At 35.4% G+C, this 12,149-nt stretch carries 7 protein-coding genes; all 7 read right to left on the bottom strand.

Going from position 1 to position 12,149, the window contains the following annotated elements:
* Positions 1-74: 74 nt before the first annotated feature.
* From O1449_RS05180 to O1449_RS05150, 7 genes are read right to left on the bottom strand one after another with little or no spacing between them, the layout of a single operon-like run.
* A complete protein-coding gene (locus O1449_RS05180; protein ID WP_269239366.1) occupies positions 75-1,916 on the bottom strand; it encodes a hypothetical protein in 1,842 nt (613 codons plus the stop codon).
* Entirely contained in the window at positions 1,913-4,405 is a 2,493-nt protein-coding gene (locus O1449_RS05175) for an AAA family ATPase (protein WP_269239365.1), read from the bottom strand. Before O1449_RS05175 ends, O1449_RS05180 begins: the two co-directional genes overlap by 4 nt.
* A 7-nt stretch (positions 4,406-4,412) precedes the next feature.
* Complete coding sequence (locus O1449_RS05170; RefSeq protein WP_269239364.1) at positions 4,413-5,930, bottom strand: hypothetical protein; 1,518 nt, start codon at positions 5,928-5,930, stop codon at positions 4,413-4,415.
* The gene (locus tag O1449_RS05165; protein WP_269239363.1) at positions 5,914-9,258 is read right to left on the bottom strand and encodes a DEAD/DEAH box helicase; all 3,345 of its coding nucleotides are present in this window, start codon (positions 9,256-9,258) and stop codon (positions 5,914-5,916) included. Before O1449_RS05165 ends, O1449_RS05170 begins: the two co-directional genes overlap by 17 nt.
* Before the next feature lie 4 nt (positions 9,259-9,262).
* Positions 9,263-10,681 carry a protein kinase domain-containing protein gene (locus O1449_RS05160; protein ID WP_269239362.1) on the bottom strand — a complete coding sequence of 473 codons (1,419 nt, stop codon included), beginning with the start codon at positions 10,679-10,681 and terminating at the stop codon, positions 9,263-9,265.
* 2 nt (positions 10,682-10,683) lie between these two features.
* Entirely contained in the window at positions 10,684-11,358 is a 675-nt protein-coding gene (locus O1449_RS05155; protein ID WP_269239361.1) for a PP2C family serine/threonine-protein phosphatase, read from the bottom strand.
* 29 nt (positions 11,359-11,387) lie between these two features.
* The gene (locus O1449_RS05150; protein WP_269239360.1) at positions 11,388-12,068 is read right to left on the bottom strand and encodes a vWA domain-containing protein; all 681 of its coding nucleotides are present in this window, start codon (positions 12,066-12,068) and stop codon (positions 11,388-11,390) included.
* Between the last annotated feature and the right edge of the window lie 81 nt (positions 12,069-12,149).

The raw sequence follows: 12,149 nt of genomic DNA, 5'->3' as shown, positions 1-12,149 counted from the left end.
GAAAAGGAATATAGATAGCAGCTACACTGTTAACAAGTCAGAGTTTGATTTAGATGCATCTATTTCCATCGCTATTACACTTTAAAATTTAACTGCCATCTTCCACCATTCATCCAATCACCGGCAGCCTGTAAATAAAAATTTTTATCTTGATTGGCGTTACTGACCAGTTTGTAATTTATCCCACATTCCGGATTTGAACATTCAGCAATAAATGTTTGGTTTGATGGTCGAGGTTCAAAATCTGCCTTAGATAAGCAAATCGGACAGTGAGTAAGATGGAGGTAGTCATCATGCTTCTTTTTGATTGCTCGATAAATATTCTCAGTATTAGATGAAATACATACTGTTTCTAAAGTACTTAATTGCTGGGGATTGAGCACATTAACCAATTTTATTTGCTCATCCTTATTTACAATATAACTATGTGAACTGAGTTCATTTCTGACAGATTGAGGGATCCTGCCAAGTTGCAATGCTTTAGAATAGGATTGCAACATCGGTTTATAGATCCATTCCAATAGAATAACGATAAATTTTTCTACGGCTTCAAAATTAAATGGATTCACCCAAACCAATCTATCGGATTGATTAGATGCTTCTTCTGTACCTAATGAAAAAACGACCAGATTTGGATGATGCCCTAATTCTTCTAAGCTGTGTTCATCAATATCATTCGCAATTGGGACGATGTTTAAGACATCTAGTTGTGAACTAATTTTCCAAATTTTCAGATCTATGTCTAATTGTAATGTAAAATCTAAACTTCCTCTTTGGAATGAATAGGTAGAACTTTGATCTCGCATGCTATTAATTTGAAACCCTAAACTTGAGAACGCTTTTAGAATAATGAGCAAGCTATACGCTTCAACATAATCATGCTGAAATCTCCAATAGCTTGATATTTTTTCCTTAAAACTTGGTGTTTTATTTTTCTGTTCATACAGCGTTAACCACAAACGATTTAAGTGCCGATAATGTTGGTCATAATTCAAAATATTGGTTTTATGCAGTTGATCCGCCACTTTACGGTGTGGTGGTGGAATCTGCACATATAAGCCAGAAGATTGAAGTTTTTTAATGGTTGACAGTAACTGCTGATTATAGAAAATCGTTTCCTCGAGTTGAGACAAAATATTTTCCGTTTCATCTGCGGTCAGATTTTCTGCCCAGAGCTCGCACAACTCATGACTCAATTTATAATAGGTATCTGAAGAATCCCCCAAGCTTAAAGCTGCTTGTAGGTTAGCATGTTGCTCGACCAAATCATTTAAACGTGAAGCCACATAAAATCTTAATTTATCGAGCAACTGCGCAAATACCTTGTTTTCATAAATCAGCAGTTCATCATCACTTAGTCTAGCCAACACTTTTTTGGGTCGAATACCCACCAAGCTACGTTGCTGCCAAGTTTCTGAATGCCCTGCCAAATAACGATGTGCCTTATTCGAAATTTTTTTAGCACGATTAACATCAACGAGCTCTTCGTCATAACGCATATCCATCCGAGGATTGTAGGCAATATGATGCAAATGACCTTTTTCGATCACATCTTGAAGCATTTTCTCTAAAGGCTTTAGTTTTGTTTCAGCATTAAAAACACTGTTTGGTACAAGTGGGTTTGGTAAACTTTGGAAAGATGCTTCAAGACAGCAGGCTTTAACAAGTTCACTAATATATTTGATCGATTCAGTAATAGTCAGTGTTATATCAGGTATATACGTATGTAGTGTTTTACTTGAATTCAGTCGAATTGTACCGCCATCAGCAAACAAAAAACTGAATTTTGGTATCATTACAGATTGAATTTGCTCATCTTGCTCTAGAAGAACATATCGTTCTGGAACTATTGCATCAAGATGCAATAGTTCCTCTGCTTGTAAAGATTGTTGCGTAAGTCGATCTATAAGTTTCATAGATTACCTTTTAAACGCTCAACATCTTGATTCAGTAACTCTAAGCTCATCACAGGCTGTTCACCAGTAAAACCTAGATCAGACCAAACGTCTTGTAAACACGAAATAATGTCTTCAATTTTCTCCGCTCGAGTATCATATCGACCTGTAACCTTACCTTTGCGGAACAGTTTAGTCGCAAAGAGATGATCAAGTGCTTCTGATATTGAGCCACCCATCTCGATATATACAGGAATAAAGCTATATGCTTGACGTTCTAAACGATTCCCCCAACTTACACTGACCGCTTTTAAAGCTTCTTCAAGCAAACTATTTTGCAATTGTACAAAGATGTTTTTCACCACAGCTTTATGCTTGTTTTGGGCCTGTTCAAAGCTCTGCATCAATGATGTAAACGAGTACTGTTCAGTATTGGCATTTGTAATATCAATTTCTTCTTCACTACGTTTAACTTCCATGACATGAGCACGATCGTAGGTTTTGTCTGCAAACTCTTTTGTCGTTTCATCATGATTGGCTGTACCAATAAACCAGACATTTTGTGGAATTTTAATGGCGCGTTTATTGACAAATAGTTCTGGTGCTTTTTCATTCGCACTATCTAATAAATTAATTTCCGCACGATCTGGTGTTTCCATTAACGATAAGAAATCTGCAAAATATTGTTCAGGCTGAGATAAATTCATTTCATCTAACAGAATGATCTGTAAAGTATCTTTAAACTTGGGCTGTTGAGCACGGTACAATGCTTGTAAAGCTTCTTTTGTATAAAAACGTTTTTCAAATGCATTAAAGTGACCTAATAAATCTTCACGGTCACGCCATCCTGCCTGTACTCGGACAATCTCACAGTATAATTTTTCCTGATCTTCACCTATTGCGTTGTTAATTGCCTTTGCAAAAGCTCGCGCCAAACTGGTTTTACCTGTACCCGAAATACCTTGTAGCAGATGAAGCTTACTCATTGCTAAACCAGCAATAAATAAACGAATGTCTTTTAGACTGTAGTAAAACTTTTGTTTAGCAATATTTGACTGCATGATAGAGACAAATCGTTGAAGCTCAGGTACAACTTGTAAACCTCTCGCTTCACTTCTAAAGATCTGATCCATTTCACTAAGGCTTTTAAAGGGTAATTCGCCTTGCTGTTTCTCTACTAAATCATCAATCTGTGTGCGCAACTGATTAATACTCGTGTCTAAAACTCGCTTGTGCTCTTCTAGAACTCGTTTTTCTTGTTGTAAATGATGTTTGGCCATTACACTCAGACGTGAATTATTTAGTTCACTTTCCAATTCATTGTTTTTTTGACGCAAATCAAAAACTTGTGATTCTAGATCATCACACAATTCTTCAAGGCGCTCGTTTTCTTCTTCCAAGCCTTCTTCTGATCGTTCGCTTAATTTGATTCTTAATTCACGGTTTTTTTCACGTAAATGACTCAATTCTTCTTGAATTTCAAGTACACCTAATCCTTCAAGTTGTCTTTCTAAGTCTGCATATTGTTGTAATTTTGCGGTTAAGGCATCAATTTCTGCTAGAGCTTGATTATGACTATGTTCCAAACTTTCATGAGATGATTTTAATTTGGTGATCTGCACACTAAATTCGCGCTGGATACTATTTCTTAAAGCTTCAATAGTCGCATCAAACTGATCTTGATCATTTTGCAGTTTCTGTTGCGCTTGTTCAATTTCAACTTGTTTAACAACCAGCTGATGCTGTACTTGCCCTAATTCTTTTTTTTGTTGTTCTTTCTCTTGAAGCCATTCATTTTTTAAGGTTTCAATTTCACTTTGTTGTTGTTCAATTATTTCTCGTCTCTGATTCACAAAACCAGCAAGTGCTTCAGCTTCTTTTATACGAAGATTTTCTTCGCGTTCAAGTAACATTTTTTCTTTTTCTGCTAAGCGCTGTGCATTGACCGATAATTTATCTAATGCTTCAGCTTGAAGTCGATCTAATTCCTCACGCTTCTCTTCTAACGCTTTTTGTTTTTCAATCGCAAAACCTAACTCAGCATTAGCTTTAACCTCAGCTAACTCAACTAATTGTTGTTGTAATTTCAATTGATCAGATTTTAGATTTGATTTATCTAAAGCAACTTTTTTATTTTCTTCTATCAATTCAGCTTTTTTAAGATTGATATCTTGCTCTAAAATTTTGAGTTCTTGTTCTTGCTTTTGTAAACGATTTTCTTGTGTCATTAATCGTTCATCTTCATCTGCAAGCAGTTTTACTTTTTCCTCATAATCGATTTTTATTAGGCGTGATTCTTCTAAAGCGGATTCTAATTTTTGCAATGCATTATTCACTTCCTGACGTAATACTTCATCACGTAACAAGAGATCCTCTTTTTCTTTATCAACAATCACACCTGTGATTTGCTGAAATAAAGGCGAAATAGTAACTTTTTCTTTCGTCTCAACTTGACTCGATGGTATGCCGTTATTTTGAAAACGATTCGCTTTTTTTGATGCTTTTGCCATTTAAATATTACGCCTCAATTGCTGTATAAAATGAAATCCAATCTAAAGTAAATTCAGATAGATTTAATGCTGTTGTTATATCGACTTCTTCGCCTGAATCATGGTTACCCTCATTTCTTCGCTCACAAATTTCTATGAGTTTTGCTAAATCAGTTTGATAAAGATCACGACGTATTAAGGGATGTTGTGGATACTCTGATATACATAATAGATTTGAAAAAATAAGAGGTTTTAGAGAGACTCTCACTTCAGGAAATTTTCCTGCTGAATATCCATTCGCACTATATACCTGTGCAGAATTAACTTTTTTTAGTTTCTCCAAACTTTCTTCAGGAAAAAGCTCCCCTACTTGTAATATTAAAATGCTCATCAATTGATCATAAGTTAACTTTAGAGGTGTTGTATTTGCATGTTTATGCTTCCAAAAACATAGCATGTGTTTAAAACAGGCTTCTAACGCCTTTTGGCACTGGCTTAATAAGTCATCGATATCGTAGTAATTACCCGTTTGTTCCAATTTTTTCTTTCGCGTTAAAAGTCTTTTTAAATGTTGGGTTAGATTTTCAATACGTTCAGAAAATGGGAAATCTACAGACAGCTCAAAAGAGATTTCTTCCAACAAGCGAGTTTCAAACTCATCTATCGTTTCTTCACTATGGATATCTTGTTTTAAATATCTTTTAACCTTTTTCGAGAAGCCCTGATGTTTCGTTGCAAGTTCAAAATGCAAATTTTGTATCCATTCATCATATGGTGATACATGACATGGGTCTTGTAACTGACAAACATGCGATGAATCTAAACTTTCCTCTAAATGCGATAAAACAAAGAACGCTTCTGGTTTTTGAGAATAAAACTCATAGTTTTTTAAATTTTGTCCATCTAAATATTTTCCCCTATGCTCATGATCACGCACTAAAGTTCCACGCATTGCCATATTATGATTTTTGATGGTTTGCGTAATTTTATAGGGTGTAGGTGCTAGAGGTTCTTTATGTTCTCTTGGCTCCGCTAAAAAAACACTGATCGATTTGCCTGAATCTCGACTTCCTTGGATGTAAATATTTGAGTCGATCTCTTGTACATCTATCAATGCAAGATCATTTGGAATTAAACGATGCCACAATTCTCCTGTAATAGCATCCTGTACTAAATAATATGCTTGTAAATCTTCAGTACGCTCAATTTCATCATCCAATGTCTGCACACCCTTAGGAGTGAGCGTAATTTTTTGATCTTTTACGTCAATCTGAATCAAGCCACGAGGCACTAATTCTGTATCTATAATAAGATTAATTAACTCTAAGTCTACACCAATCCAATGCGCTAGTTCTTGACGATCCTGATGCCCAATATGCAAAAACTCTAAAAGGGTCTTTTGAAAGACATTAATATCCGTTTTTTTCCCAGCAACCGGTGCCCAAATTCTCCAAATCCAGATTGGTAAAAAAACCATATTTTTTTCGGCATTACCTTTTGGAAAAGCATCATAATAAGATAAAAATTGGTTAGAAAATTTTGCCATGCTGACCTCCACATAATTTTAAAAATGCAGGTAATGCAGGCACTGCTTCCTGAGTTGCAGAATGTGCAATGAGTTCCTTATCCCCTGTAACAATCAATAACGAACGTTGACGACTGAGTGCAACGTTTAAACGGTTATCTACGCGTAAAAATCCGTATGCACGTGTCATTGTTTCATCTTTCTCTCGATCATTTAAACCATCGACATTAAAATCTTTTGGTAAAGTACGCACCAATGAAACAAAAACAACATCAAACTCTTTACCTTGGAAGGCATCTACCGTTCCAATCCGTAAGCGTTCGTCTCCAATATTTTTACCAGTCGAAATGATTCGATAGTTTTCTGCTATTTTATTACCAACAGTTAATCCAACTCTAGGATTCTCCATCGCTTTAAAGATAGACTGAATTTGCCCACTATAAAAACTAATTACACCGACACTTAATTCAGGTTTTTCATCCAAAATTCTTTTTGCTTCTTGAGCGATCCATTCTGCTTCACTCGGACGATGCCAACTAGTGCCTAGGCGTTGTTGCTTTTGATCCTGAATGCATTTGAAGCCACAAACGAGATCTTCATAGCCACTAATTGCATGAACAAAATCTGTCTCTGGTCTGCCAGACTTAATCGGCGGTAATTTATGATTTTCGTAAAAGTTTTTACTAATAAAATCGCCTAGAATAGGATGCATACGGAATTGGGTATCTAGCATGATCACCCGCTTAGGCTGTTGTTTTTCTTCTTCTAAACTTTGCATATTTTCAACTAAGCGCTGAAACAAGCTCTGCTCTAGCATTTCACTTTGTACCGTTTTCCAATCCTCTTGTTTTGATAATTCTTTTTCAATTTTATCATCCAACATATGTGGTAATTGGCGATGGTCCCCTACTAAAATTAAACGTCGTTTAGCCATTGCCATCGGAATCATTAAGTCTAAAGGCGTTGCTCTTGCCGCCTCATCGACAATCACATTTTCAAAAACAATGCTCTTATCAATCGCTTTTAAATCTTGCATCGCATTACCAGCAGCTTGCTGACAAGTTGCTGCAAGAACAGCGGTATAATGAGCTATCGTTTCCTTAATATCACCTGTGGACGTCATTAAGCGATAACGGTATTTATCTAAAATCATTAAATGTGCCAATGTCTTAGATTTTTTGGCTTTATCATTAATGTCGTTGAGTATACTGTCTAATTTTAGACAGATATCCTCATCCAATAAACGCTGTAAATGCTTTGGCCTAAAATCAGGTAAACACCGATCTATTAGTTTATTTTTTAATACGCTTAATGCTGTAAAATCAATTTCTTCATTACTATTTAAATCTAAACGGATAAAATGCTCTAAAACTTTTTGTTCCTCAGCCAATAATATTGTTTGATTTTCATTTTGCTGTTGCAAAATTTGTAGAGATGCCAATACTAAACGGCAACGCTGGATTCCATCATCGATAAAACTTGAGATTTTTGTTCTTAACGAATAAATGAGTGGATAAAGCTCCATCATTTTTGTTGCAATAGACAATGATTGTTTTGGTTGTTTAAACTTTTCCCACCATTGCTTTAAATCATGAGATAGATAAATTTTATATTTATCAGCAAGTTGATCTAGAATATTTTGTATTTCAAAGATACTTTTTTGTTTTTGCTCTATAGAACCAAAACGCAATTTAAGTAAATGCTCTTCTAAATTACGGTATAAACTTATAAAATCATTGTTCTGAATTAACTGATTAAGCTCTTTCTGAATTGGTGTAGCCCATTTTTCAATTGTATTAACACCAGTAGGCTCATCATCATCATTTCTGATTTTCCCACCCACTCGTAAACCTGCAATCCCCATCACATTACTACGGTCTACTACATTATCAACGGCATCATGCTGATAACTTGTGAGTAAAATACTACGTTGAATCGATTCATGAGATAACTCACTAATACGTTGCTGTAATGCAGTGATGACTTGGGTTTTACCAGTACCAGGTGGACCAATGATAATTGTCAAGTCAGAGCTATTTAACCCCAGCTCTATGGCTTCTTGTTGTTTAATCGTCGGACGTCCACCTTTGAAAAGTGCTTTGGTTTTAGAGCTTTTCCATTTCTCTTTTCGTAATGATCTAGTAGGTGCTTCAACTTCTATGCCTTGTAAGAGAGCGTGTAAGCTTGGCATAGGATTACGACGACTGATAATTAAATTCAGCGCTTCTTGCTGTCGCTTACGTTGAATATTTACCGCAAATATAGATAAGCATAAAAAGCCTTGCTTGGTATCCTGATCTAACGGTGGGCGTCGATCTCTTTTTTCTGCAAATTTTAATAAAATGCGTTTGTTTTGTGGTTCAATCTGAATAATTTCTGCGCGCCAAGATTTTTTTTCAATGTTTAAGCCTGTCTCTTTGACATCCAATTGATTATCTAACCAATCAGCAATATTCAAACTTAATTGTACTTGCTCATCTTTTTTTCGATCTAAACTATTCCATTTTTTTTCAAAATCTAATAATTTTTCTCTATCTTCAACATAAATATACCAATAACCCGTTTTATGGGCTGATTCATAAGCACAATATTTCAAGTAATTAATTTGATTTGCACGATGTACAGCATCTTCCCATTGTGCATTACTATATTGCTTCCATACTTCAATATAGTCACCATGTTGAGCTGTATGTTCTTTTAATGCAATTTCATGGGCAAAATTGTCCATTTTTTTTGCAATTGAACGATCTTTGAATCGTAATTCACCTTGTAATAAAACTAAACGGTAATTGCCTCTAGGTCGTTTTTTACTAATTTTATCTACTTGCCAGTAACCCTTGATTTCATTAATTTCTAATTGATGATTCTGGCCAATCAATAGAATTTGACGTTCACTCTGATTGCTATAAAAAGCCGAGAATGCCATAAATTTGGAATCATCAAGACCAACCAAAAACTCTTCTGTTAACCAATCTATTGCAAGTGGAATATCAGTCTGAGCAATTTTTCCATCATCTGCTAGTACATGTGTAATCGCTTCATCAACGGCAATATCTAGATCCAAAAAAGTATCTGCATCTGGTATGAAACCTGATAAAAATAGCGTTGTATTTTGTTTCTGGGTCAAAAACCACAAACCATTTTGTTTAATTAATTCTTTTGCTGATGAGGCTGTAATAGAATTGGTTGAGATCAATTCTATAGGGTAGATATTGTTTTCAAACTCTAAATAGCATTGTTCATCTTCTAAAAATAAGTAAATTTGATGATTTTCAGAAATGTCTATTTTTTCTAGACACTCAGCTTGAATCACTTGTAGCTGAGCAAGTTTAAACTCATGTAATTTCATAGCACTACCAAGTAAAACGCCAAAAGAAAGAATGCATTTTTTCACTATTCATTTGTAAAGAAGAATGCGTGATCAGAAGATCTTTATTGCCTTTTTGATGATTTTTTAACATCTGTGTCTTATGTAAAGTATAAGATTTTGTTCCATCAACATTTTGCAAGATGACATGATCATCTGTTTCAGGCGTAATTTTTAATCCATCTTTCGTTAAGGCAATCCTAAACCAAGGTTTAAGCATTTCATTGTCAAAATAGCTATGAGGCTCATGATAAATTGCCTTCTCTTGCCCTAAACTTAAAAACACTTGTTCAGAACTTGCGAACCAAGGTTGTTCAACCATTATTGGATCTTGATCATAGCCCCAGTATCTAATACGAACATATTGATCTAAAGTTAGCGGTTTGGGTTCTAGACAAAAAGGACAGCACATCCTTTTATTCACAATAAAAGTACTACTGCAGCCTTCTTCCTGACACATTAAAAGTAAGGATAGTGTTCTATGTAACTCGTAATGCCACTCTGCCATCGTAGGACGTTCATTTAACTTTTCTGCTAAACGGCTTGATCCAAAGCAACGCTGAAACAGATTAAATAAGCGCTTATTTAACATTTCAAACACTGGAAAACCTTGTACTGCTATTTCATTTGAATCATCTTCAACATCAAAAACCCAAGGAAATTCTCCCCTTGCAGCTTTTTCCTCAGCAATATCTAGATCTTCATCCTCAACAGCAATTCCATGATTGAATGGATGAGTATGTGTTAATAACTGAAGTGCGATGACAGCAAATGACCATGCATCTGTTTGTGCATTTGTTCCCGTTTCATTGCGAATCAGTTCGGGGGCTGCATAACCTTTGGTATAGAAATGATGCTGATGAGATTGCTCCGCATAATGAATATTATCTGCATCGATTAGCCACACCCGATGATGCTCAATCGAAGTTGATACAAAAATATTATTAGGTGATAAATCCCCAAAGGCCAAACCTTTGCCATGCAACCTAGCTAAGGTTTCAGCAAGTTCTTTTAAAATCAGTAACCGGCGTGCGAAACTACCTGTATCTCTATACTTAATAAGATCAAGCTGCCCTTCTAAGGTGTACATGCGTTCTATTTGTGCGGAAAGTGGTTCTAAGCCATCCATAAGCTCCATCACGTAACCAGCACGATTCTTTAACGTTAATAAACTTAATGGCAAAGCAATTTTTAAATCTCGAAGTGGTAAACGCATAACATTTTGAAATTGCTTACGTACTTCTTTTAATTGAACTTCTGGCAGTACATTTGTAATTTTTACAACTAAGTTAACTCGGTCTGTTTTTAAAACAGTACCTTGGCCACCTTCTCCAATCTTTCCTAGAAGTTCATAAGTACCTCCGTGGAGGTCTTTTACAATTCTTTTTTGCTTTTCATTCATCATCTTTATTTTTTCCAAAAAACTATGCCAATGCTTTTATCATCACTGTGTTGGGGGGTAGGCCAATGGTGCAGCTCGTGTTGTATATACTTTTTTATTCGCCTTACACTTTGCAATGTAGCTTTTTGAATCAACGTCGATGTAAATAGCTGTTCATTAAATAGATCATCACTTATCCCATCTGTAAGTAACACGATGCCGTGTTTTTGACTGGTTAGATGTATTTTTTTATAAGCCCAATCATCCCATTTTTTTGAATAACCCAAGGCATTAGTCTGATTGCTAAATAAGTCATCAGACTTCAAACTAACATGACCGAAACTTTCTGCTTGATAATAAATAGCACCGTCACCTAGCTGAAACAGTCGCACTTCTCCCTCCCCATTGCCCCATGCAAAGAGACAAGTTGTCGCTGCATCAGAGGGTAAAATATTTTTTTCTTTCAATAGTTTTAACCAATGTAAATATATTTTCTTCGCTACTTCTTTTTCAGCTAAAGAAAAATCACAATGTTTTAAAACATTACATACTGACTGACAAGCTAAGGTTGATCCAATGTGAGATAAGGGCTTAGATCCCATTCCATCACACACTGCAATACACCAGTTCTTATTCCAAAACCGGTGCATCACAGCATCTTGATTAGATTTTTTTTCGCGTAAATTGCGTGGACCAATCACTGAAACTGAACATAGTGATAAATACACGATTAAAAATCACTTAGATCTAATTCATCATCAGGTAATTTTGAAAAATCCACCGTTGGAAGTTGATTAGGGGTGTTACTCTGTGAACGACTACTAACGCTCATGCTGACCGCTCTAAAGAAACGATGTATTTCTTTTGCATTGTGTGCTTCAAATACTTCTGATGCTTCTAAATCATTTACAAATGCTTTTAACATATTTTTATCAGCACCTGTTCCTATAGCCATAGCCATACGTGATGCTTTCTGTGCTCTATCAGAATTTTTCAACTTATCAAAAGAAGCTTCCCAATTGTCTGTAGGAATACCATCAGAAATAAGAACAATTGTTGGTTTATATGCACGACTAGGAATAATATCTTTATTCTCAATCATCTCTACAGCCAACTCAAACGCCCCTCCCATTGGGGTTCCACCTGAAGCAACTAAATCATTTGTTTGATTAATTTGCCATGCAGGAGTCAAAGGGACATGTACTTCAGCTTTTAAACCGCCAAAAGTGATAATAGAGACTTGGATTTCAGCATTTAAACGACTTTCTTGAGATAATGTATTAAGAAAATCTTTTAAAGCAGCATTAAGCGCTCCAATATTATTATCTTGTGTCATACTTCCACTGACATCAGCCAAAATAATGACTGGTAAAGGTCGTGCTGTTACCACTGCAAATTGTTGCATTGCCATGTTAATTGTTACCCTCTAAATAATTAGATATGAATAATCATATAATTTTAAATGTTATTTATTAAAACATTATATGCTATA

It is taken from the genome of Acinetobacter sp. TR3 (genome assembly GCF_027105055.1).
Classification (GTDB): domain Bacteria; phylum Pseudomonadota; class Gammaproteobacteria; order Pseudomonadales; family Moraxellaceae; genus Acinetobacter.
The sequence above is the reverse complement of the archived record's forward strand: the minus strand, read 5'-3'. Positions and strand labels throughout refer to the sequence as shown.

Coding starts and splice junctions, on each gene's coding strand:
- O1449_RS05180 (WP_269239366.1), bottom strand. CDS start 1,916: ATGAAACTTATAGATCGACTTACGCAACAATCTTTACAAGCAGAGGAA.
- O1449_RS05175 (WP_269239365.1), bottom strand. CDS start 4,405: ATGGCAAAAGCATCAAAAAAAGCGAATCGTTTTCAAAATAACGGCATA.
- O1449_RS05170 (WP_269239364.1), bottom strand. CDS start 5,930: ATGGCAAAATTTTCTAACCAATTTTTATCTTATTATGATGCTTTTCCA.
- O1449_RS05165 (WP_269239363.1), bottom strand. CDS start 9,258: ATGAAATTACATGAGTTTAAACTTGCTCAGCTACAAGTGATTCAAGCT.
- O1449_RS05160 (WP_269239362.1), bottom strand. CDS start 10,681: ATGATGAATGAAAAGCAAAAAAGAATTGTAAAAGACCTCCACGGAGGT.
- O1449_RS05150 (WP_269239360.1), bottom strand. CDS start 12,068: ATGGCAATGCAACAATTTGCAGTGGTAACAGCACGACCTTTACCAGTC.